Raw genomic sequence first — 20,684 nt, forward strand, 5'->3', positions numbered from 1 at the left:
CCCCGCTGCTGCCGAGCGTCCCGTTCCCACGTCGGATCGCGGCGACTCGAACCCGGCCACCGAGCCGGACAACACCGGCGCAGCTCCCGTCGCCGCGGCTGCCGCTCGCCACAGTGCCGAGGTGCCGGCTGGCGACGACCAGGGCGACGAGTCGACCGACTCCACCCCCGACGCTCTCCCCGTCGAGAAGTCCGCCCCGAAGACGTCCTCCACCACCGCCACCCCGCGCGAGGACGACGACTTCCCCGAGGTCGACGCCGGTGTCGAGACCATCGTGCACGTGCTGCGCCACGGTGAGGTGCACAATCCGAACGGCATCCTCTACGGCCGCCTGCCCGGGTTCGGGCTGTCGGTGGCGGGGCGCGCGCAGGCCGGGGCGGTGGCGCGGGCGCTGTCCGACCACGATCTCGCGCTCGTCATCGCCTCGCCGTTGCAGCGGGCGCAGGAGACGGCCGCGCCGATCGCGGGGGAGCACGGGCTGATCGTGCGCACCGACGAGAACCTCATCGAGGCCGGCAACACCTTCGAGGGCCTGCGCGTCTCCGTCGGCGACGGCGCGCTGCGCAAACCGCGCCACTGGTGGAAGCTGCGCGACCCGTTCACCCCGTCGTGGGGCGAGCCCTACCTGCAGATCGCGCACCGCATGCTGGCCGCGGTGAACAAGGCGCGGGTGGAGGCGGCCGGGCGCGAGGCGGTGCTCGTCTCGCACCAGCTGCCCGTGTGGACGCTGCGCCGGTTCCTGCAGGGCCAGCGCCTGTGGCACGACCCGCGGCACCGTCAGTGCTCGCTGGCCTCGCTGACCTCGCTGGTCTACCAGGGCGACACCCTCGTCGACATCGTCTACTCCGAACCCGCGGGCGGCTCGGACCCCACGGTGCACGGCGCATGAGACCCACCGCGTCCCACCGGTCCGCGCCGGCGCGGGCCGGGATGGTCCTGACCGCCTGCCTGGCGCTGATTCTCGCGCTGGCGGGCTGCTCGACCGGGTCGGACGCGGTGGTCACCGGCGGCACCTTCGAATTCATCTCCCCGGGCGGCAAGACCGACATCTTCTACGACCCGCCCGCCGACCGCGGCACCATCGGCGAACTCGCAGGCCCGGAACTCATGACCGACGAGCGCATCTCGGTCGCCGATTTCGCGGGCCAGGTGGTCGTGCTCAATCTGTGGGGCCAGTGGTGCGGCCCGTGCCGTGGAGAGGCGCCCGCGCTGGAACGGGTCTACGAGGCCAGCAAGGACAAGGGCGTCGCGTTCCTGGGCATCAACGTCCGCGACCCGCAGCGCGACAAGGCGCAGGATTTCGTCACCGACAACAAGGTCGGCTACCCCTCGATCTACGACCCGTCGATGCGCACCCTGCTCGCGCTGGGCGGCAACTTCCCGACCAGCGTCATCCCGACCACGCTGATCCTGGACCGGCAGCACCGGGTCGCCGCGGTGTTCCTGCGCGCCCTGCTCGCCGAGGACCTGCAGCCGGTGGTCGATCGTCTCGCCGCGGAGGAAGCCGCGTGATGATGCTCGCGAGCGTGGGGAATTCGTTCCAGCAGGCGGCCGCCGACGGTCCACTGCTGCTCGGGCTCGGCGCGTGCCTCTTGGCCGGACTGGTGTCGTTCGCGTCCCCGTGCGTGGTGCCGCTGGTGCCCGGCTACCTCTCCTACCTGGCCGGACTCGTCGGCGCGGAGGCGCCACCCGCGACGGTGGCCGAGGCGAAGAACCGCGCCGGTGCGGTCGCGGTGGCCGAGCGCACGGCCCCACCCTCGTCGGGCAAGATGCGCGTCGCGGCCGCGGCCGGATTGTTCGTGGCCGGGTTCACGGTCGTGTTCGTCCTCGCGACGGCCACCGTGTTCGGCCTGATCCAGACCCTGAACGTGAATCGTGAACTGCTGCAACGGGTCGGCGGTGTGGTGACGATCCTCATGGGTCTCGTTTTCGTCGGCCTCGTGCCCGCCTTGCAGCGCGATACGCGCATGGAACCCCGCCGCCTCACCAGCATTGCCGGTGCGCCGTTGCTCGGGGGAGTGTTCGCGCTCGGCTGGACCCCCTGCCTCGGCCCCACCCTGTCGGGCGTGATGGCGGTGGCCGCGGGAACAGAAGGCACGACCGCCGCGCGCGGTGTGGCACTGATCGTCGCGTACTGCCTCGGGCTCGGACTTCCGTTCGTGATCCTGGCGTTCGGCTCCGCCAGCGCGCTGCGCGGCGTCGGCTGGCTGCGCCGCAATTCGCGCAACATCCAGATCGCCGGGGGCGTTCTGCTGATCGGCGTCGGCATCGCGCTGGTCACGGGGGCGTGGGATGTGTTCGTGGCGTGGGTGCGTGACGCGTTCGTCTCCGAGGTGACCCTGCCGATATGACAGTGATCGACCAGCCCGTACCCGCCCCCGCCGCGCCGCGCCCGCCGCGCCAATCGCTTCCCGGGCGCGCGGTGGCGTTCGTCCGCAACACGTGGCGCGGACTCACCAGCATGCGCACCGCATTGGTACTGCTGTTCCTGCTGGCATTGGCCGCGATCCCGGGTGCGCTGCTGCCGCAAAGGAATCTGAACACCCAGAAGGTCGACGAGTACATCCGCAACCGTCCGACGCTGGGGCCGTGGATGGACCGGTTCCAGCTGTTCGACGTGTTCGGCAGCACCTGGTTCACCGCCATCTACGTGCTGCTTTTCATTTCGCTGGTCGGCTGCATCGTGCCGCGCGCGTTCGATCACTACCGCGCCCTGCGCACGCCCCCGGTGCGCGCGCCCCGCAACCTTTCCCGGTTGCCGCACCACTTCTCGGACACCACCGACCGCACGCCGGAGCAGGTGATCGACGGTGTGCGCGGGCAGTTGAAGGGCTGGCGCACCGAGGTCCGCCCCGGTGACGGCAAGCGCGACGGGGAAGTCACGCTCTCGGCCGAGAAGGGCTACGCGCGCGAACTCGGCAACCTGGTCTTCCACTTGGCGCTGGTGGGGCTATTGGTGTCGATCGCTGTCGGCCGCCTGTTCGGCACCGAGGGCAATGTGATCGTCATCGCCGACGATGGCCCCGGCTTCTGCACCACCTCGCCCGCGGTGTTCGACTCCTTCCGCGCGGGCAACGTGAACGACGGCACCGGTATGACCCCGATCTGCGTGCGGGTCAAGGACTTCAAGGCCGACTACCTCGACACCGGGCAGGCCGAGATGTTCACCTCGAACATCTCCTACCAGGCCGGCGACGACCTGCGCACCGACACGTGGCGCGAGGCGACGCTGCGCGTCAACCACCCGCTGCGCGTCGCGGGCGACCGCGTCTACCTCCAGGGCCACGGCTACGCGCCGACGTTCACGGTGAAATTCCCCGACGGCCAGACACGCACCGAGACGATCCAGTGGCGCCCCGACGACGCCCGCACCTTCCTGTCCAGCGGTGTGCTGCGCATCGACCCGCCCGGCGGCAGCTATGCCACCGACGAGGAGCGCCGTAAGAATCAGGTAGCCATCGAGGGCTTGTTCGCGCCCACGGCTATGTTCCACGAAACCCTGCTCACGTCTGCCTTTCCCGCGATGAACGACCCGGCCGTCGCCGTGGATATCTACCGGGGCGACACGGGCCTGGACACGGGCCGTCCGCAAAATCTGTTCGCGCTCGACCAGGAGATGGTGCGCCAGGGCCGCCTTTCCAAGGAGGCCCGCGTGAACCTGCGCCCGGGGGAGTCGACCACGCTCGCCAACGGCACCACCGTCACCTTCGACGGCGCGAAGGAGTTCGTGAACCTCCAGGTCTCGCACGACCCGGCGCAACAGTGGGTGCTGGTGAGTTCGCTCGCCATGATGGCGGGACTGCTCGTCTCGCTGCTGGTGAAGCGCAGGCGGATCTGGGTGCGGGCCTACCCGGCGGCCGATTCTGCCGGTACCGTTGACCAACGACAAACCGTAGTAGAAATGGGCGGGCTCGCCAGAACCGACCAGGCCGGGTGGGGCGGCGAGTTCGACCGGCTCCGCGCGCGCGTGCTGGACGCCGAGACCACGGGAGAATGACGATGCCGATCGACGAAACCCTCGCGCAGTACAGCGACCTCGCCTTCAAATCGGCGATCGTCGTGTACACGCTGGCGCTGGTGCTCCTGATCCGCCAGTACGCGGCGGCGCAGGTGCGCAAGGCCGAGGGCCGCGAACTCGTCACCGTGGGCGGCGGCGCGGCACCCGGCGTGCCGGGGCGCGTCGAGGAGCGCCCGGTCAAGCCGTGGTCGGAGCGCCTGGGCAATATGGCGTTCGCGGTGCTCGTGGTGGGCGTCGCGGTACACATCCTGTCGATCGTGTTGCGCGGCTTCGCGACCGGGCGTTTCCCGCTCGGCAACATGTACGAGTTCGTCACGATGGCGTGCGCGGCGTCGGTGCTGGTCGGGTTCTGGCTGCTGCGCGAACAGCGGTACCGCTCCACCTGGGTGTTCCTGCTGGTGCCGGTCCTGATCCTGATGTTCCTGGCGGGCACGGTGCTCTACGCCGACGCCGCGCCCGTGGTGCCCGCGCTGCGCTCGTTCTGGCTGCCGCTGCACGTCACGATCGTCAGCGTCGGCAGCGGCGTGTTCCTCGTCTCCGGCGTCGCGAGCCTGCTGTTCCTTTTCCGCCTGCGCCAGCCCGAGGGTGAGGAATCCACCAACTTCCTCGGCGCCATCGCGCGCCGCCTCCCCGACGCCCGCACCCTCGACCGCCTCGCCTACCGCACCACCATCGTCGGCTTCCCCCTCTTCGGCGCCGGCGTCATCCTCGGTGCCATCTGGGCCGAAGCCGCCTGGGGCCGCTTCTGGGGCTGGGACCCCAAGGAAACCTGCTCCTTCATCGCCTGGGTCCTCTACGCCGCCTACCTCCACGCCCGCGCCACCTCGGGCTGGCGCGACACCAAAGCCGCCTGGATCAACATCGCCGCCTTCGTCGCGATGCTGTTCAACCTGTTCATCATCAACATGGTGATCTCGGGATTGCACAGCTACGCGGGGCTGACGTAAACGGCTTCTACCAGCGCGTTCGAGTCGTCCCCTACGCCGGCCCGGTTCGGCTGAGCGGCTTCGGTACGCAGTGAGTCCCGCGCTCGCGAACAGCTCATCGATCGATGCCATGACGGACTTCGCCTGATCCTCATCGAGCCGACCGTCTTACAGGAACGCGAGCTCGACATCTTCCGACACGTGGCGAACTCTGGCGGTAGGCACCGCCAAGTCGTCGGGACTCCGCACCTGGTCAGCGTGACGAGGGGGACCGCGAGGAGTGGATCGGGCGGCCCCTCAGGACTGTCAAAGGGTCGTGTATTTCGTTCGTAGTACGACTGAGCGTGTTCGAGTTCCTGTGGAACGACGAGTCCGAGGCGCATATAGCTCGTCACGATGTCGATCCCAGCGAGGTTCAGGAGGCTGCGCAACGCCCGTTCCATACGTTCGCGGGCCGTGAGGAGACCACTATTCTTCTCGGCCGCACCTATGCGGGTCGCTACCTGCATGTCTGCTGAGTGAGGCGATGGATGGACGCTTCTACGTGGTCACCGCACGCAGCATGACGGATCGCGAACGTCCGAGAGACCGGCTGCGGACACATAGCAATGGGCCCTGGGCAGGGCGCGCAGCCGTAGCCGGTCATCGGGATTCGGCGCCTCGCTGGTCGGGCGGACACGACCTACTCGCCCAACCCTACTGGGGCGGTTCCCCGTCCCGGTGCTGCTGACGGGAGAGCCGCCAGAGGAACTCCGGATCGTCATCGGGCCCGAGGACTGGTTTGCGCTGCTGGGGGGAGCGCGGGGCTTCGGTCCTCATCGGTCCGAACGCCTTCCAGCACAGCACCGCGACTGCCACGATGGCGATGAGTGCCAACAGATACGTCACGTTCGCTCACCTCCTACTTACGAGGGTAGTCGCGAGTGACCTCCGCGCACACCACGGACACGAAATTGGTGCGACGCCACAAGGCGCGGGCACCCCCGCCCGCGCCGCGCGGTGGATGGTCAGCGGGTGGTGCCCGCTTCGGTGGTGAGCGATTTCAGGAGCTGGAGGACCTCGGATTCGCGGAAGCGACGGTGTCCGCCGGGGGTGCGCAGCGAGCCGAGGCGCCCGGCGTGGGCCCAGCGCGTGACGGTCTTGGGGTCGACGTGGAACAGGGCGGCAACCTGTCCCGGGGTCAGCAGGGTGTCCTGGCCGCCGACGGTGATCGCACTCATAGCAAACCTCTCCGTTCTCGACAGTTCCCTCATCAGATGGCGTCATCGTTGCACCCCGACCCCTAGGTACGCGAACCATCTACGGTTGGTAAAGGCGAAGTAATGGACAAAACGGATGGGTCCGCGACCTCGGCGGGAGGTGTGCGCGAGGGGCCCGCAACGTCGTCGCATACCCTGGTTCGCGTGAGCGATTCCACTCGTCCGGAGCAGCCGACCGCCCGTCCGGGTCGCAGGTTGGCCATCAATCTCGCGCTGTACACCTTGGCCCGGCTGGTGCTCGTCGCGATCATCACCGCGCTGATCCTCGGGGGCGCGCGGCTCATCGACGTCGAGGTTCCGCTGGTGGTCGCGGCCCTGTTCGCGCTGATCATCGCGATGCCGCTCTCCCTCACCCTGTTCAAGACGCTGCGCGTCAAGGTCAACGAGGACATCGCGCTCGTCGACGAACGCCGCCGCCGGGACAAGGCGCAGTTGCGCGCCCGCCTGCGGGGTGAGGACGGGGCGTGAAGTCCTGCGACCGCAGTGCCCCGCGCGACTGGGTCGACAACGCGGTTCGGCTGATCGACGCCGACACCCAGCGCAGCGCCGACACGCATCTGCTGCGCTACCCGCTCCCGGAGGAGTGGAACGTCCAGCTCTACCTCAAGGACGAATCCACCCACATCACCGGCAGTCTCAAGCACCGGCTGGCCAGGTCGCTGTTCCTGTACGCGATCTGCAACGGGTGGGTCACCGAGGGCACCACCGTGGTGGAGGCGTCGTCGGGGTCGACCGCGGTGAGCGAGGCGTACTTCGCGAAGATGCTCGGCCTCGACTTCGTGGCGGTGATGCCGGCGAGCACGTCGCCGCGCAAGATCGCGCTGATCGAGGCCCAGGGCGGGCGATGTCATTTCGTGCGACGCCCACCGGACATGTACACCGAGGCGGCGCGGCTGGCGGCCGAATGCGGCGGCCACTACATGGACCAGTTCACGCACGCCGAACGCGCCACCGACTGGCGCGGCAACAACAACATCGCCGAGTCGATCTTCCAGCAGATGCGGTTGGAGACGCACGCGGTACCGGAGTGGATCGTGGTCGGCGCGGGCACCGGCGGCACCAGCGCCACCATCGGCCGCTACATCCGCTACCGCAGGCACGCCACCAAACTCGCGGTGGTGGACCCGGAGAATTCCGCGTTCTACGGCGGCTACGAGACCGCCGACGCCGGCTACGAGACGGGCATGCCCTCGCGCATCGAAGGCATCGGCCGCCCGCGCGTGGAGCCCTCGTTCGTGGGGCAGGTCGTGGACCGGATGATCGAGGTGCCCGACGCCGCCTCGCTGGCCGCGATGCGCTACGCGAGCCGCGTGCTCGGCCGCCGCGTCGGCGGCTCGACCGGCACCAACCTGTGGGGCGTGTTCCACCTCGTCGCCGAGATGCTGGCGCGGGGCCGCACCGGCAGCGTCGTGACGCTGATCTGCGACGGCGGCGACCGGTACGCCGACTCGTACTTCGACGACGACTGGGTGGCCGCGCAGGGGATGGAGCTGGACGAGCACACCGCCGTCCTCGAGGAATTCCACGCGTCCGGTATCTGGCGCGGCTGAGTAGGCGGGGTGTCGCCGGGCAGGTCGGCGGTCCGCAGCACGCCTGCCACGTCACGTGCGCGCCCGAGCGCCCACCCGCCGCGTGCGTTCGAGCCTGTCCTCCGGCCGGATGAGCCGGTCGATTCGCCGTGGGGATGCGTGCTGCACTTCGACCGCTGAACCGCGCCGGCTGAGCCGCGTCTCCACCTCTTCGCCGACGGCGAAATCCTCGATCGTCAATTTTTGTTGACACGCCCGCGTCAGTCAATCAAAATTGACAGCATGACCGAGGCAACCACATTGGCGGCCGCCGCGGGCAGTCCCGACCCGAAGGTCGGGCTGCGCGCGGTGCTGGCGCTGCGCAGGCTCCTCGAACGGTTGGAGGCCATTCAGGTGACCAACGCCCGCGAACAGGGCTGGTCCTGGCAGGCCATCGCCGACGCGCTCGAGGTCAGCAAGCAGGCCGTCCATCAGAAGTACAACCGGAGAGGCAGGGGCTGATGTTCGAAAGGTTCACCAAGTCGGCCAGATTCGCGGTGGTGGGCGCGCAAGAGGACGCGCGCGCCCTGCGATCACCGTCCATCGGCGTGGAACACGTGCTGCTCGGCGTGCTCGCCCACGCCGAGCCCGACGTCAAGGCGCTGCTCGCGGAGGAGGGACTCACGCACGAGGGCGTCACCGCCGCGCTGCGACAGCGCGGGCGCGGCGAACCGCTCGGCGACGCGGACGCCGAAGCGCTGCGCTCGATCGGCATCGACCTCGACGCGGTGCGCGAATCCCTGGAGGCGACCTTCGGCGAGAACGCCCTCGACGGCCCCGAGCCCGAACCCCCGCGCGGCCTGTTCGGCAAGCGCAGGGCGAGCGGGCACATCCCGTTCACCCGCGACGCGAAGAAGGTGCTGGAGCTCTCGCTGCGCGAAGCCCTGGCCCGCCAGGACAAGACCATCGGGGTCGAACACGTGCTGCTGGGCATCCTGCGCGCCCCGAACGACACCACGGCCGACCTGCTGGGCGGCGCGCCCGCGATCGCCGCCCTCCGCCCGAAGGTGCACGCCCACCTCGACCGCCCGGCGGCGTAGGGCGCGGCGAAACGCGTTCAACGCCAGCGCGGATGGGCGCCCCCACTTAGCATGGGCGCATGCAGCTAGTGCTTCGACTGATCATCAACGCGGTGGCCATCTGGTTGGCCGCGGCCTGGGTGACCGGTATCGAGATCCTGAGTCCGGAAGAGAACGGCAACGGCGGCAAGATCGTCGTGGTGCTGGTGATCGCCGCGGTGTTCACGCTGGTGAACGCGCTGGTGAAGCCGATCGTGAAGCTGCTTTCGCTGCCGCTGATCATCCTCACCCTCGGCCTGTTCCTGCTGGTCGTGAACGCCCTGATGCTGTGGCTCACCGCCAAGCTCACCGAACTGGTCGACCAGCCCGACTACGGCCTGGTGGTGGACGGTTTCTGGGCGGCCGTGCTCGGCGGCATCATCATCTCCCTGGTCAACTGGGTGCTGGGCGTGCTGGTCCCCGACAAGGACTGAGCAGGCTCCGCGGCCGACACGGGCCCGGTGGTGGAAACCACCGGGCCCGTTCGTCTGTCAGCCCACGCCCAGCGCCACCGCCGTCACCACCGACCACACCAGCAGCGCCAGCCCGGAATCGCGCAGCGCCGGAATGAGTTCCAGACCTTGCCCGCCGGAGCGCACCGGGGCGTTCGCGCGAATCGCCAGCGGGATCGCCAGGAGACCGGCGAGCGCGAACGGGGTGCGGAACACGAGCAGCAGCGTGACGACGAACGGCGCGGCGAGCAGCACCAGGTGCAGGGTGCGGGTCCGGGGATCGCCGAGTTTCACCGCGAGCGTGGTCTTTCCGGACGCGGTGTCGGTGGGGATGTCGCGCAGGTTGTTCGCCACCAGCACCGCGCTGGAGAACGCGCCCACCGCCACGGCCAGCGCCAGCCCGACCCAGTCCACGCGCTCGGCCTGCACGAACTGCGTGCCCAGCACGCCGATCAAGCCGAAGAACACGAACACGGCGACCTCGCCGAATCCGCTGTAGCCGTAGGGTTTGCTGCCGCCGGTGTAGAACCAGGCGCCCGCCAGGCAGCCCGCGCCGACCAGCAGCAGCCACCACGCCGACGTCGCCACCAGCACCAGCCCGAACACCGCGCCCAGCGCCAGGCTCGCGATCGCCGCGTTGCGCACGGCCGCGGGCGAGGCCAGTCCGGAACCGACCAGTCGCAGCGGGCCGACGCGCTCGTCGTCGGTGCCGCGAATGCCGTCGGAGTAGTCGTTGGCGTAGTTGACCCCGACGATCAGCGCCAGCGAGACCACCAGCGCCAGCAGGGCTTTCCACCAGACGGCGCCGTCGAGCGAGGCGGCGGCGCCGGTTCCGGCGATCACCGGCGCGATCGCGTTCGGCAGGGTGCGGGGCCGGGCGCCCTCCAGCCATTGCGCTGCTGTAGCCATGCTCGCAGCCTAATGCGGGCCGCCGGTTCAGGCGCGCACGGCGGCTTGCAGGCGGGCGAGCCCCTTCTCGAAGTCCTTGCCGATCAACCGATCCATCTTGATGACCTTGCCGACCACGGCCATCAGGCCCTTCTGTTCGCCGTCCATCCGCCACACCACTTCGGTGCCGCCGTCGGCAGGGGTCAGCCGGAAGGTCAGCTTGCTGGTGGACTTGAACGGCTTGGTGAACTCGAGCCGGATGCCGATCTCGCGCTCGGTGTCCGTCACGGTCTCCATGCTGCCCGCGCCCGCCTTGCGGTTGCCGCTCCAGGAGTAGCGCGCGCCCACACCGGATTCCGGACCGCTGTAGACGCGTTCCATGCCGGGGTCTATGTCCTCCCAAGGCGACCACTTCGGCCATTCGCGGTAGTTGGCGATCAGCCCGTGCACACGGGAGGGGTCGGCCGCGACCACGGCCCGCCTGACCACTTCGTACTCAGCCATGCGGTCAGCGTATGCCGGTTACGGCGTCCGCGAGGGCGTATCGGTGAGGACGGCACGAGCCCGTCTCGGCAGGTGGGGGCGGAAAACCGGGACGACCCGCGCCGTGCGGTTCGCCTACGATGGCCGTGGAATGTTTCCCGATCCGGGCGGCCCGAACCGCCGAACCCTGACGCTGCCGGAAGACGCATCGATCGTGGTCGCCCTGCTGGGCGAGGTCGCGTTGCGCCGCGACGGCGTGCTGAGCGCCGTGCCGGGGGCCCGGTCGCGCCTGCTGCTCGCCGCCCTGGCGCTGCACCCGGGGCGCAGCCGGTCGGCGATCGCCCTCATCGAGGACGTGTGGGGTGAGCGTCCGCCGCGTTCCCCGATGAACGCCCTGCACACCCAGGTCTCCCGGTTGCGCGCGGCGCTGCCCGCGGGTGCGCTGGAGATCGGGCCCGCCGGCTACAAACTGACCGCGCCGGTCGATCTCGCGCTCGTCGCCGACCTGCGACACCGGGCCGAGCGTGCCCGCGCGGACGGCGACCTACCCGGCTGCCTGGCGACGATCGAGGCCGCGCGCCGACTCTGGCGCGGCGACCCGGCCGCCGACCTCCCGCCGGGTGCGGTGGCCGACGAACTCACCGCCCTCGCCGCCGCCAGGCTCGCCGAACTCGACGCCGTCGAACTCGCGGCCCGACTCGACGCGGGCGACCACGAAGGCGCCCTCGCCCTCGCCCGCCGCCGCGCGACACACGCCCCGCTCGACGAACCCGCCCACCACGACCTCCTGCGCCTGCTGGCCACGACCGGCCGCGCGAACGAGGCGCTGGAAACCTTCGCCGCCTTCCGCACGCGCCTCGCCGACGAACTCGGCGCCGACCCCGGCCGAGCCCTGGTCGACCTCAACACCGCGATCCTGCGGGGCGAGCACGCCGAATCGGCCGCAGCGCAGAACACCTCGGCGGCCGAGTACGCCGCGGGCCCGGGCGCCGGTGATGCCGCGCGGCTGGATCCGGCTCGCTCGCGGCGCACCGAACCGCCCGCGGCGCGGAGTTCGCGAATGGCCGAGGACATCACGGGTGTCGGTGATGCCACACGGTTCGATCCGACGCACTCGTCGGCGCCCGAGTTCGCCGCCGCGTCCACCGGCCTCCGCGCCGCCCCCAACGCACTGCTCGGCCGCGCCGACGACCTCGCCGCGATCACAGCCCTCCTGTCCGAATCGCGCGTTGTCACCGTGCTCGGTCCCGGCGGCACCGGAAAGACGAGGGTCGCCAACGAGATCGGTGTGCGGGTGGGACGCGGCAGGCCGGTGGTGCTGGTCGAATTGGCCGCGGTGCGTGGGGAATCCGGTGATCCGCGCTCGGAGGTGGAGGCGGCGATCGCCGCCGTGCTCGGCCTGAGCGATCTCACCCTCGACGCCGCCGCCATACGCGGGCCGATGGCGCTGGACGCCCGCACCCGCCTGCGGGAGGCGTTGGCGGCGCGCCCGCCGCTGCTGATCCTCGACAACTGCGAGCATCTGATCGAGGCCGTCGCGGTGGTGGTCGCGGATCTGATCGGGGCCGCCGACCGGCTGACGGTGCTCACCACCAGCCGTGCGCCGCTGATGATCACCGCCGAAACCGTCTATCCGCTGGGCCCGCTCACCGTCGACGCGGCGGGCTCACCCGCGACCGATCTGTTCGCCGCGCGGGCGCGGGCGGTGCGCCCCGCCGTGCGCCTGGACCAGGCCGCCGTCGCCCGACTCTGCGCGGCGCTCGACGGCCTGCCGCTGGCCATCGAACTCGCGGCCGCGCGGGTGCGCACGATGAGCGTGGCGGAGATCGAGGCGGGCCTCGCGGACCGATTCGCGCTGCTGCGCCAGGGCGACCGCAGCTCCCCGGAACGCCACCGCACCCTGCACGCCGTGATCGACTGGAGCTGGGATCTGCTCGACCCGCCGCAACGGGTCGCGCTGCGCCGATTGTGCCGATTCCCAGGCGGTTTCGGCCTCGACGCCGCCCGCGCCGTGGCGGGTGGCCCGGAGGTCGGCGACGTGGACGCGGCGGTGGAGGGTCTGGTGAACCAGTCCCTGCTGACCGTCCTCGACGACGAATCGTCCACGCGCTACCGGATGTTGGAGACGGTGCGCGAGTACGGCGAGGAGGGTCTGGCCGCCCATCCCGACGAGGCGGAGCGCGTGACCGAGCGCCTGACCTGCTGGGCCCGCGAACTGGCCGAACACATCGCGGCGAACTTCCTGCACGGCGACCAAGCGGCGCTGGCGCAGCGGGCGCACGCGGAGGTGGACAATCTCACGACCGCGCTGCGCTACGCCGTCGATCGCCGCGACTCCCACACGGCCTACAGCGTTTTCCCGGTGCTGGCCGCGCTGTGGGCGATGCGCGGCGCGCACACGGAACTGGTCCACTGGATCGAGCCGGTCTTCGACCTCGGTGACAGTCCGGCGGCGCGCTCGGACCTGGTGGTCGACGCCTACGGCCTGATGTTCATGCACACCCTCTATGTGAGCCGGGACGCGCGGGCATGCTCCCGGATTCGCTTGCGGGTGCGCCGATTGTCGCGCACCCGAACCGATCTCGGTCCCGGCGACCGGCTCGCGGTCTCGATGATGCTGTTCCGCGGCGACGGCGCCGGGGTGGCGCGCCGTCTCGCCGAGGCGGTGCTCTCCGACGACCGGGACTGCCGGGTGGCCGCCTTGCTCCTGCGCGCCAACCTCCGCGAGAACCTGGGCGACCTGCGCGGTTCCACGCGCGACGCGATGCGCGCGCTGGCGCTCATCGACGAGGGCAACCTGTGGACAGCGGGCATGCTCTCCCGGCATCTGGGCCAATTGCGCGGCCAGATGGCCGATTACGCGGGCGCGGTGACTTATCACCGGCGCAGCCTCGACCTGCTGGCCCGGCTCGGCGCGCACGAGGATGCCGTCGAGATCCGCAGCATGCTCGCCGCCGCGCTCGCGGGTCTGGCGGAATGGGACGCGGCCCGCGGCGAACTCGCGCTCGCGTTCGAAGGTCTCGACCTGAGCCCCGACGCGCGGTCGGGTGCCAACGGCCTGCTCGGTTCGGTCACGCAGAGCATGGCCGAGCTGGCTATGGCCGAGGGCAGAACCGAAGAGGGACTGCGTGTTTACGAGCGGGCGCTCACGCTGTGCGGGTGGCCGGAAGGGGTCTCCGATCTCGGCCCGCACTCGATGATGGTGGCCGCGGCCGCGATCGACGCCCGCGTGCTGTGTGAGCGGGCCGACCCGGCGGATCCGCTGCCGTGGCGGTTGCTCGACGTGGCGCTTCCCGCGTTGACCGGGTACCGGGACCTGCCGCAGATCGGGGGAATCGCCTGCGCCATCGGATCTTTCCTGATCGCGATCGACCGGGATACCGATCGTGCACTGGAACTACTCGCCCTCGCGCCGCGCGTCTATGCGCGCCAAGACTTTCCGTCGACGCGACTCGACCGGCACCGAGCCCTGGCCGAGCGCCGACTCGGCACGCAACGGGTGGCGGCGGCCTTCGCGCGGGAGGTGCGCGGCGGCCGTGATCGCGCCGCGTCCGACATCCTCCGTCTGCTCGAAGAGGTTGCCGCGCATCGGAACTGCCGATGAGAAGACCGCCGCCCCCGAATGCGGGAGCGGCGGTCGGTTCTCAGGCCCGGCGCATGTACGCGCGGACGGTGAGCGGCGCGAAGATGGCGATCACCACCACGGAGCCGAGCATCGACCACAGCAGATCGGTGCCGAACGCCGTGCCGTTCATCAGCGCTCGGCACGCGTTCACCATGTAGTACACGGGATTCACGTGATTGAGCGCCTGCAACCAGCCGGGCATCGTGCTCACCACGGCGAACGCGCCGGACATGAAGGTGAGCGGGAACATCACCATCATCGAGATGCCTTGGACGCCCGCCGCGCTCTTGCCGGTGACGCCGACCAGCGCCCAGATCCAGCTGACGGCGAACGAGCACGCCACGATGACCAGTCCCGCCGCGACCACGCCGAGCACGCCGCCCTCGGGCCGGTACCCGATGCACAGGCCCACCACCACGGTGAGCACGGTGGCGATGGTGTAGCGCACCATATCGGCGGTCAGCGCACCGGCCAGCACCGAAACCCGGGCGATGGGCAGGGATTTGAAGCGGTCGAACACGCCCTTGTCCATGTCCTCGCGCAACTGGGTGCCGGTCACCACCGAGGACAGCACCACCGTCTGCACCAGGATGCCGGGGATGAGGACGGGCAGATACGCCGAGACGCTACCGCCGATCGCACCGCCGAAGATGTAGGCGAACAGCGCGGTGAACAGGATCGGCTGGATCGTCACGTCGAACAGCTGCTCGGGGTTGTGCTTCATCTTCAGCAGCCCGCGATGGGCCATGGTGAGGGACGTGGACACGGTGTCGCGCAAGCTGATTCGCTCGACGGCGGTGGGTGCGGTCCGAAGTGCGCGGTCGGCGGGTGCGGTGGTCGCGGTGAGGGTGGTCATGCCGCGCTCCTTTCGGCGTCGTCGGCCGGGCGGCCGGTGATGGTGAGGAACACCTCGTCCAGGCTGGGCTTGCTCACGGTGATCTCATCCACCGGAATCTCCCACTCCCGCAAGCGGATCAGCAGATCGGTGGTGACGTCGGCGTTCGGCAGCGGCGCGGTGAGCCTGCCCGCCTCGGGCGTGACGGTCGCCTGGGCGCCCAGGAAATCGGCGACCACGCGGCGGGCGTCCTCGAGTTGGGCGCGGTCGGCCAGCGTCAGGTGCAAGGAGGAGCCGCCGACCGAGGACTTGAGTTCGTCGGCGGTGCCGTCGGCGATCACCCGGCCCCGGTCGATCACCGCGATGCGGTCGGCCAGCTGGTCGGCCTCGTCCAGGTACTGCGTGGTGAGCAGCACCGTCGTGCCCTCACGGACCAAGCGGCGGATGGTGTCCCACATCTGGGCCCGCGTGCGCGGGTCCAGGCCGGTGGTCGGCTCGTCGAGGAACAGCAGCGGCGGCGAGGCGATGAGGCTGGCCGCGAGGTCGAGGCGGCGCCGCATACCGCCGGAGAAGTTCTTCAGCGCCTTGTTCGCGGCCTCGGTCAACCCGAACTCCTCGAGCAGGTCGGCCGATTTGCGGCGCGCGTCGGCGCGGCTCAGCCCGAGCAGGCGGGAGAACAGCATCAGGTTCTCGGTGGCGGAGAGGTCCTCGTCCACCGAGGCGTACTGCCCGGTGACGCCGAGCAGCGAGCGGACGGCGGTCGGCTCGGCCACCACGTCGCGGCCGAAGATGCGGGCGCTGCCGCCGTCGGGGCGCAACAGGGTGGCGAGCATGCGCAGGGTGGTGGTCTTGCCGGCGCCGTTCGGGCCGAGCACGCCGTAGACCGCGCCGCGCGGCACGGCCAGGCTGACGCCGTCGACGGCGCGCTGTTCCCCGAACACCTTGACCAGGCCGTCCGCCTCGACGGCGAGCGCTGCGGTGGGTGCGAATGATGTCATGCCCTCACCGTGCGGGACCCGGCTTGCACGGGTCTTGCACGGCGCTGGCGTGCACTCTTGCGTGCACCTCGCCGTTACGTCACGCTGCGCCGTCCCCCGCGTCCAGACGGCCCGACTCGGCCCTCGCCACGCGCACCCGCGCCGCCCCACGGACCTGCGAGTCCGAGCGACCGTGCGGAACCCACCCGCTCGGCTCGGCCCCTGCCGCACCGGCCCCGTGCGGGCGTCGAACCGCTCAGTTCGCCGACTGCGCTCCCAGCAGTTCCCGCAACTTGGCCCGGTTCGGCTTGCCCGGTCCGTGCAGCGGCAGTTCGTCCAGCACGGCGAGCTCGCGGGGCGCGGCGATCGGGTCGAGCTCGCGTAGCACGTGGTCGCGCAGATCCTCCAGCGTCGGGGTCGCGCCCGCCGCGGGCACCACCGCGACCGCGACGCGCTGGCCGAGCCGCTCGTCGGGCAGACCCAGCACCACGCATTCGCTGATCGCCGGATGCGTCACCAGCACGGCCTCCACCACCTGCGGGATCACCAGCAGGCCGCCGGTCATGATGGCCTCGTCCAGGCGGCCCGAGATCTGCAGCACGCCGTCGGTGAAGGTGCCCGCGTCCTCGGTGCGGAACCAGCCGGGTTCGGCGAACGCCGGATGGTCGGGCTGGCCGCGGTAGCCGCGCGCGATCATCGCGCCACCCAGCACCACCCGCCCGTCCTCGATGCGCACCCGCGCGCCGTCCAGCGGCACGCCCTCGTAGACGCACCCGCCGCAGGTCTCGCTCATCCCGTAGGTGCGAACCACGTTGATACCCGCGTCTTTCGCGCGCTCGTACACCGGCAGCGGGGTGGCCGCCCCGCCCACCAGCACGGCGTCGAGCCGGGCCAGCGCGGCGGCGGCCTCGGGCAGGTCCATGGCCTTGATGAGCTGGGTCGGCACCAGCGCGGTGTAGCGGCGCTCGCCGCGCATACCCGCCACCGCGCCCGCCAGCGCCTCGGGCAGGAATCCGCCCGAGACGTCCAGCACCGTGGGCTCGGTGCCCGCCAGGATGCTGCGCAGCAGCACCTGCAGTCCCGCGATGTGGTGCGTCGGCAGGGCCAGCAGCCAGGAACCGGGCCCGCCGAGCCGGTCATGGGTGGCGGTGCCGCTGGCGCGCAACGCCGAGGCGCTGAGCATCGCGCCCTTGGGCACCCCGGTGGTGCCGGAGGTGGTGACGACCAGTGCCACGTCGTCGTCGATGGATTCCCCCGGGGCCAGCGCGTCGCTGAGCCGCCGGGCCTCACGCCGGTCGCTGGTGGGAATGGGCAACCAGGCGGGGCCGTTGCCCTCCAAGGCTTCCCGTAGATGCGGCAGCACATCGCCGACACCGGAACCGGTGGGCATCGGCAGCGTCCGCAGTGTGTTGCTCACGATCGGACCTCACTGATCGGTGCCGTCGTGCGCAGGCGCGCTGTTTTCATGATTCGCTCGCTGCGCTCCCTCACGATAGGGATCGTGTCATGTCCGCGCGGCCGGGCGCGGAACGGGTCGGTTTGCCGGGGCGGCACACGCGAACGGCGGCCGCCCCGCGGGAATGGGGCTCAGCTGGGCCAGACATCGAGACTGCGATCCACTCGTCGGACGGACGCGGGACGGACGCGTCCCGGCATCGTCGGTTGGACGGTCACTAGAGCGCTATCGTCCTCGCCACGACAGGCGTTGGCAACTCACCGCGCGGTCGCGCGCGCGGGGCCCGGCCGTCGTCAGTCCGGTGACCAGCGCGAATCCCGCCGGATCGGATGCTCCGGCGGGATCTGCACCAGCACCACCGGCACGCCGTCGGGGTCGCTGATCCACATCTCGATCAGTCCCCAAGGCTCGCGCACCGGCGCGCGGTCGATGCGGATCCCCTGCAGCGCGAGTTCGGCCGACGCGTCCTCGATGTCGCGCACCTGCAGCCAGATGGCCCCGGAGAACGTGCTCGGGGCCTCCGTCCCGCCGTGCGCGGCGATCTCGATCAGCGACTGTCCGGCGAACAGCACGGTGCCGCCCGGATATTCGCGCGCGATCGCCAAGCCGAGGCCGTCGCGGTAGAACGCGAGCGTCTTCGCGTAGTCCGCGGGCCGCAGAATCACCCGGCTGCTGAGGATCTCCATTGACCGCTCCCGTCGTCAGAAGTACCAGGGGTAGGGGGTCCAGTCGGGTTCGCGCTTCTCCAGGAAGGCGTCGCGGCCCTCGACGGCCTCGTCGGTCATGTAGGCCATGCGGGTGGCCTCGCCCGCGAACAACTGCTGGCCGACCAGTCCGTCGTCGAGCAGGTTGAACGCGTACTTGAGCATGCGCTGGGCCTGCGGGGATTTGCCGTTGATGTCGGCGGTCCACTCCAGCGCGACGTCCTCGAGCCGCTCGTGGTCGACCACCTTGTTGACCGCGCCCATCTGGTGCATCTCCTCGGCGGTGTAGGGGCGGCCGAGGAAGAAGATCTCGCGGGCGAACTTCTGGCCGACCATCTTGGCCAGGTAGGCGCTGCCGTAGCCGCCGTCGAAGCTGCCCACATCGGCGTCGGTCTGCTTGAAGCGGGCGTGTTCGCGGGAGGCCAGGGTGAGGTCGCAGACCACGTGCAGGCTGTGGCCGCCGCCCGCCGCCCAGCCGTTGACCAGGGCCAGCACGACCTTGGGCATGAAACGGATGAGGCGCTGCACCTCGAGGATGTGCAGGCGGCCCGCGCGGGCGGCGTCGACCGTGTCGGCGGTGTCGCCGCTGGCGTACTGGTAGCCGCTGCGGCCGCGGATGCGCTGGTCACCGCCGGAGCAGAACGCCCAGCCGCCGTCCTTGGGGCTGGGGCCGTTGCCGGTGAGCAGGACCGCGCCCACATCGGAGGTCATGCGCGCGTGGTCGAGCGCGCGGTAGAGCTCGTCCACCGTGTGCGGCCGGAACGCGTTGCGCACCTCGGGCCGGTCGAACGCCACCCGCACCGTGCCCTGCTCGATGTGCCGGTGATAGGTGATATCGGTCAGGTTCTCGAATCCGGGAACCGGTCGCCACAGCTTGGGATTGAACGTCACACGGTGATTATTGCCCGGACGCCACCGCGCCCGATGCCACGTGGTCCGCGGGGCCCCTGCCAGCGCGTTCCCGATTGGGGACTTGACGGTGTAAAACCACGCGATACCGTGCAGGTATGAGCGAGCGTGTGAAACCTGTTCCAGAAGGCGACGGCGAGGTCGCGTCCCGGGCCGGCACGGCGGTGCGCCCGCGCATCGACCGCAGCGCCGTGGACCACGCCCGCTACGAGCGGCACAGCCGTTTCTTTCCGAAGGTCACCCGGGCGCGGGCCGGCGCGAACTTCGGGCCCTTCGTGGAAGCGATGCGCACTTTGCAGGATCTCGCGGTGTCGGTGGACGCCCCCGACGAGGTGATCGGCGAAGCGCTCGCCCAGGCCCGCGAACTGATCGACCTGCTCGAGCCATATCGCGCCCCCGAACTGCAAGGCCCGGCGGGGCGCGTCGTCGAATTGCCCGGCCGCGGCAGCCTTTTGCTGCTGCCCTGGCGGCTTGTGGAAGCCGGGCCCGAGGGTATCACCATGACGGGGGAGTTTCGCCGGTACCACCTCGGCGGCAACGGGGCGGCCCACGGTGGCGTGCTGCCACTGCTGTTCGACGACCTGCTCGGCATGATCGTCCACTACGCGGGCAGGCCCCTCAGCCGCACCGCCTACCTGCACGTGAACTACCGCAAAGTCACGCCGCTCCAGACGCCATTGACGGTGAGCGGGCGGGTGGATCGGGTCGAGGGCCGCAAAACCTTCGTGGTGGCCGAATTACGCGATGAGCAGGGCGCTGTGCTGGCCGATTGCGAAGGTCTGATGGTCGAACTGCTGCCGGGGCAGCCGTAGCCGCACCCACAGCCGGGTGACGCTGCTGTGACCGCGCGCACCAGTGCGTATAGTTGCGTGCGCTCGTTCATCGACATCGATCCGGAGGAACCTGAAAGTGGTTGCAGCACTGTCTGAATCCCTGCTCGACGACGCGAAGCGCTCGGCCTTCCTTGCCGATGCCAAGGAGGTTCTGGACGCCGAGGTGTCGGACAAGGGCGGGGCGTCGGGCCTGGCCGTGAAGGGCGGCTACGCCGCGGTCAAGAAAATCAGCCCGTCGATCGTGCCGGACGCACTGGAGTCGTTGGCGCCCAAGCTGGTCGAGCAGCTGGAGCCGTTCTGGCAGGAATACGCCGCGACCGGCTCCGGCAAGTTCGCCGACCTGCTGGTCTCGAAGTCCGACGAGGTCGCCGAGGCTCTGCTGTCGGTCACCGACGCCCGCGCCGCCGCCTCCTCGCGCCCGGCCCTGCAGAAGGTCTACAACTCGATGCGCTCCTCGGCGAAGAAGAACGTCATCGAGGCCCTGCCCCGCGTCGGCGACCTCGTGCAGCGCCACGCCAACTGAGGTGTGACCCCCGGTTTCCCGCAAACCCCCGTGCGGGAAACCGGGGATTCGCTGGGGGATGTATCGCGCAGGCGTATCCGGTGTGCTGTCCGAGTTCGACCCGACGTGCGGCGCGAACGCCCCTGTCCGCGCTCTCCCGACCACGTCGGAGGGCGCTCCACGGCCGAACC

Annotated in this window: 24 protein-coding genes; 14 read left to right on the forward strand and 10 right to left on the reverse strand. The window is 70.3% G+C overall.

The window, feature by feature from the left end; all coding sequences use genetic code 11:
• The first annotated feature begins 271 nt into the window (after window positions 1-271).
• The 6 genes from DFR74_RS16500 (at window position 272) to DFR74_RS36015 (ending at window position 5,462) form a co-directional block, all read left to right on the forward strand.
• Complete coding sequence (locus DFR74_RS16500; protein ID WP_067506429.1) at window positions 272-889, forward strand: histidine phosphatase family protein; 618 nt, start codon at window positions 272-274, stop codon at window positions 887-889.
• Complete coding sequence (locus tag DFR74_RS16505) at window positions 886-1,512, forward strand: TlpA disulfide reductase family protein (protein ID WP_084537429.1); 627 nt, start codon at window positions 886-888, stop codon at window positions 1,510-1,512. The genes DFR74_RS16500 and DFR74_RS16505 overlap by 4 nt, the downstream gene beginning before the upstream one ends.
• Complete coding sequence (locus DFR74_RS16510; RefSeq protein WP_067506082.1) at window positions 1,512-2,351, forward strand: cytochrome c biogenesis CcdA family protein; 840 nt, start codon at window positions 1,512-1,514, stop codon at window positions 2,349-2,351. The genes DFR74_RS16505 and DFR74_RS16510 overlap by 1 nt, the downstream gene beginning before the upstream one ends.
• Window positions 2,348-3,997 (forward strand): cytochrome c biogenesis protein ResB, encoded by a 1,650-nt coding sequence (resB, locus tag DFR74_RS16515; RefSeq protein ID WP_067506086.1) that lies wholly within the window; start codon window positions 2,348-2,350, stop codon window positions 3,995-3,997. Before DFR74_RS16510 ends, resB begins: the two co-directional genes overlap by 4 nt.
• Before the next feature lie 2 nt (window positions 3,998-3,999).
• Window positions 4,000-4,965 carry a c-type cytochrome biogenesis protein CcsB gene (ccsB, locus tag DFR74_RS16520; RefSeq protein ID WP_067506089.1) on the forward strand — a complete coding sequence of 322 codons (966 nt, stop codon included), beginning with the start codon at window positions 4,000-4,002 and terminating at the stop codon, window positions 4,963-4,965.
• A 323-nt stretch (window positions 4,966-5,288) separates the two neighbouring features.
• Window positions 5,289-5,462 carry a hypothetical protein gene (locus DFR74_RS36015; protein ID WP_157115810.1) on the forward strand — a complete coding sequence of 58 codons (174 nt, stop codon included), beginning with the start codon at window positions 5,289-5,291 and terminating at the stop codon, window positions 5,460-5,462.
• Window positions 5,463-5,640: 178 nt separating this feature from the next.
• On the opposite strand, the gene DFR74_RS16525 is transcribed toward DFR74_RS36015, so the two are convergent.
• On the reverse strand, window positions 5,641-5,832 hold the full coding sequence (locus DFR74_RS16525; RefSeq protein WP_067506092.1) for a hypothetical protein: 192 nt from the start codon (window positions 5,830-5,832) through the stop codon (window positions 5,641-5,643).
• Window positions 5,833-5,951: 119 nt separating this feature from the next.
• The gene (locus DFR74_RS16530; RefSeq protein ID WP_067506095.1) at window positions 5,952-6,164 is read right to left on the reverse strand and encodes a BldC family transcriptional regulator; all 213 of its coding nucleotides are present in this window, start codon (window positions 6,162-6,164) and stop codon (window positions 5,952-5,954) included.
• A 183-nt stretch (window positions 6,165-6,347) separates the two neighbouring features.
• Between DFR74_RS16530 and DFR74_RS16535 the strand changes: the two genes are divergently transcribed.
• Window positions 6,348-6,671: a DUF4229 domain-containing protein gene (locus DFR74_RS16535; protein ID WP_067506099.1), complete on the forward strand. Its 324-nt coding sequence runs from the start codon at window positions 6,348-6,350 to the stop codon at window positions 6,669-6,671.
• On the forward strand, window positions 6,668-7,753 hold the full coding sequence (gene cds1, locus DFR74_RS16540) for an L-cysteine desulfhydrase Cds1 (RefSeq protein WP_067506102.1): 1,086 nt from the start codon (window positions 6,668-6,670) through the stop codon (window positions 7,751-7,753). Before DFR74_RS16535 ends, cds1 begins: the two co-directional genes overlap by 4 nt.
• Before the next feature lie 51 nt (window positions 7,754-7,804).
• On the opposite strand, the gene DFR74_RS36020 is transcribed toward cds1, so the two are convergent.
• Window positions 7,805-7,972, reverse strand: a complete 168-nt coding sequence (locus DFR74_RS36020) for a hypothetical protein (RefSeq protein ID WP_170160767.1) — start codon at window positions 7,970-7,972, stop codon at window positions 7,805-7,807.
• Between the two features lie 42 nt (window positions 7,973-8,014).
• Here DFR74_RS36020 and DFR74_RS16545 point away from each other — a divergent pair, with 42 nt between their 5' ends.
• From DFR74_RS16545 to DFR74_RS16555, 3 genes are read left to right on the forward strand one after another with little or no spacing between them, the layout of a single operon-like run.
• Window positions 8,015-8,233, forward strand: a complete 219-nt coding sequence (locus DFR74_RS16545; RefSeq protein WP_067506105.1) for a hypothetical protein — start codon at window positions 8,015-8,017, stop codon at window positions 8,231-8,233.
• Window positions 8,233-8,811 carry a Clp protease N-terminal domain-containing protein gene (locus DFR74_RS16550; protein ID WP_067506108.1) on the forward strand — a complete coding sequence of 193 codons (579 nt, stop codon included), beginning with the start codon at window positions 8,233-8,235 and terminating at the stop codon, window positions 8,809-8,811. The genes DFR74_RS16545 and DFR74_RS16550 overlap by 1 nt, the downstream gene beginning before the upstream one ends.
• 59 nt (window positions 8,812-8,870) lie before the next feature.
• On the forward strand, window positions 8,871-9,263 hold the full coding sequence (locus tag DFR74_RS16555; RefSeq protein WP_067506111.1) for a phage holin family protein: 393 nt from the start codon (window positions 8,871-8,873) through the stop codon (window positions 9,261-9,263).
• Window positions 9,264-9,320: 57 nt separating this feature from the next.
• Here DFR74_RS16555 and DFR74_RS16560 read toward each other — a convergent pair whose 3' ends face one another.
• Window positions 9,321-10,190 (reverse strand): 1,4-dihydroxy-2-naphthoate polyprenyltransferase, encoded by an 870-nt coding sequence (locus DFR74_RS16560; RefSeq protein ID WP_067506114.1) that lies wholly within the window; start codon window positions 10,188-10,190, stop codon window positions 9,321-9,323.
• 27 nt (window positions 10,191-10,217) lie between these two features.
• Window positions 10,218-10,673, reverse strand: coding sequence for an SRPBCC family protein (locus DFR74_RS16565; protein WP_067506117.1), 456 nt, complete (start codon window positions 10,671-10,673; stop codon window positions 10,218-10,220).
• Window positions 10,674-10,803: 130 nt separating this feature from the next.
• On the opposite strand from DFR74_RS16565, the gene DFR74_RS37170 reads away from it, so the two are divergent.
• The gene (locus DFR74_RS37170; protein ID WP_067506120.1) at window positions 10,804-14,256 is read left to right on the forward strand and encodes an AfsR/SARP family transcriptional regulator; all 3,453 of its coding nucleotides are present in this window, start codon (window positions 10,804-10,806) and stop codon (window positions 14,254-14,256) included.
• Window positions 14,257-14,296: 40 nt separating this feature from the next.
• Here the strand turns inward: DFR74_RS37170 and DFR74_RS16575 are convergent, their stop codons facing one another.
• The 5 genes from DFR74_RS16575 to DFR74_RS16595 all read right to left on the reverse strand — a co-directional run bounded on the left by DFR74_RS16575 (window position 14,297) and on the right by DFR74_RS16595 (window position 19,140).
• A complete protein-coding gene (locus tag DFR74_RS16575; protein WP_067506124.1) occupies window positions 14,297-15,133 on the reverse strand; it encodes an ABC transporter permease in 837 nt (278 codons plus the stop codon).
• Complete coding sequence (locus tag DFR74_RS16580; RefSeq protein WP_067506128.1) at window positions 15,130-16,110, reverse strand: ATP-binding cassette domain-containing protein; 981 nt, start codon at window positions 16,108-16,110, stop codon at window positions 15,130-15,132. The genes DFR74_RS16575 and DFR74_RS16580 overlap by 4 nt, the downstream gene beginning before the upstream one ends.
• Window positions 16,111-16,345: 235 nt before the next feature.
• Window positions 16,346-17,479 carry an o-succinylbenzoate--CoA ligase gene (gene menE / locus DFR74_RS16585; RefSeq protein WP_067506432.1) on the reverse strand — a complete coding sequence of 378 codons (1,134 nt, stop codon included), beginning with the start codon at window positions 17,477-17,479 and terminating at the stop codon, window positions 16,346-16,348.
• A 359-nt stretch (window positions 17,480-17,838) separates the two neighbouring features.
• Window positions 17,839-18,231 (reverse strand): VOC family protein, encoded by a 393-nt coding sequence (locus DFR74_RS16590; protein WP_067506131.1) that lies wholly within the window; start codon window positions 18,229-18,231, stop codon window positions 17,839-17,841.
• A gap of 15 nt (window positions 18,232-18,246) precedes the next feature.
• Window positions 18,247-19,140 (reverse strand): 1,4-dihydroxy-2-naphthoyl-CoA synthase, encoded by an 894-nt coding sequence (locus DFR74_RS16595; protein WP_067506134.1) that lies wholly within the window; start codon window positions 19,138-19,140, stop codon window positions 18,247-18,249.
• A gap of 116 nt (window positions 19,141-19,256) precedes the next feature.
• Between DFR74_RS16595 and DFR74_RS16600 the strand changes: the two genes are divergently transcribed.
• Complete coding sequence (locus DFR74_RS16600) at window positions 19,257-19,970, forward strand: PaaI family thioesterase (protein ID WP_084537431.1); 714 nt, start codon at window positions 19,257-19,259, stop codon at window positions 19,968-19,970.
• Window positions 19,971-20,067: 97 nt separating this feature from the next.
• Window positions 20,068-20,514, forward strand: a complete 447-nt coding sequence (locus DFR74_RS16605; RefSeq protein ID WP_067506137.1) for a DUF6918 family protein — start codon at window positions 20,068-20,070, stop codon at window positions 20,512-20,514.
• Window positions 20,515-20,684 lie beyond the last annotated feature (170 nt).

Origin of the sequence: Nocardia puris (assembly GCF_003315035.1) — a bacterium.
Lineage (GTDB): Bacteria > Actinomycetota > Actinomycetes > Mycobacteriales > Mycobacteriaceae > Nocardia > Nocardia puris.

Coding starts and splice junctions, on each gene's coding strand:
- DFR74_RS16505 (WP_084537429.1), top strand. CDS start 886: ATGAGACCCACCGCGTCCCACCGGTCCGCGCCGGCGCGGGCCGGGATG.
- DFR74_RS16510 (WP_067506082.1), top strand. CDS start 1,512: ATGATGCTCGCGAGCGTGGGGAATTCGTTCCAGCAGGCGGCCGCCGAC.
- resB (WP_067506086.1), top strand. CDS start 2,348: ATGACAGTGATCGACCAGCCCGTACCCGCCCCCGCCGCGCCGCGCCCG.
- ccsB (WP_067506089.1), top strand. CDS start 4,000: ATGCCGATCGACGAAACCCTCGCGCAGTACAGCGACCTCGCCTTCAAA.
- DFR74_RS16530 (WP_067506095.1), bottom strand. CDS start 6,164: ATGAGTGCGATCACCGTCGGCGGCCAGGACACCCTGCTGACCCCGGGA.
- DFR74_RS16545 (WP_067506105.1), top strand. CDS start 8,015: ATGACCGAGGCAACCACATTGGCGGCCGCCGCGGGCAGTCCCGACCCG.
- DFR74_RS16550 (WP_067506108.1), top strand. CDS start 8,233: ATGTTCGAAAGGTTCACCAAGTCGGCCAGATTCGCGGTGGTGGGCGCG.
- DFR74_RS16555 (WP_067506111.1), top strand. CDS start 8,871: ATGCAGCTAGTGCTTCGACTGATCATCAACGCGGTGGCCATCTGGTTG.
- DFR74_RS16560 (WP_067506114.1), bottom strand. CDS start 10,190: ATGGCTACAGCAGCGCAATGGCTGGAGGGCGCCCGGCCCCGCACCCTG.
- DFR74_RS16565 (WP_067506117.1), bottom strand. CDS start 10,673: ATGGCTGAGTACGAAGTGGTCAGGCGGGCCGTGGTCGCGGCCGACCCC.
- DFR74_RS37170 (WP_067506120.1), top strand. CDS start 10,804: ATGTTTCCCGATCCGGGCGGCCCGAACCGCCGAACCCTGACGCTGCCG.
- DFR74_RS16575 (WP_067506124.1), bottom strand. CDS start 15,133: ATGACCACCCTCACCGCGACCACCGCACCCGCCGACCGCGCACTTCGG.
- DFR74_RS16580 (WP_067506128.1), bottom strand. CDS start 16,110: ATGACATCATTCGCACCCACCGCAGCGCTCGCCGTCGAGGCGGACGGC.
- menE (WP_067506432.1), bottom strand. CDS start 17,479: ATGCCCACCGGTTCCGGTGTCGGCGATGTGCTGCCGCATCTACGGGAA.
- DFR74_RS16590 (WP_067506131.1), bottom strand. CDS start 18,231: ATGGAGATCCTCAGCAGCCGGGTGATTCTGCGGCCCGCGGACTACGCG.
- DFR74_RS16600 (WP_084537431.1), top strand. CDS start 19,257: ATGAGCGAGCGTGTGAAACCTGTTCCAGAAGGCGACGGCGAGGTCGCG.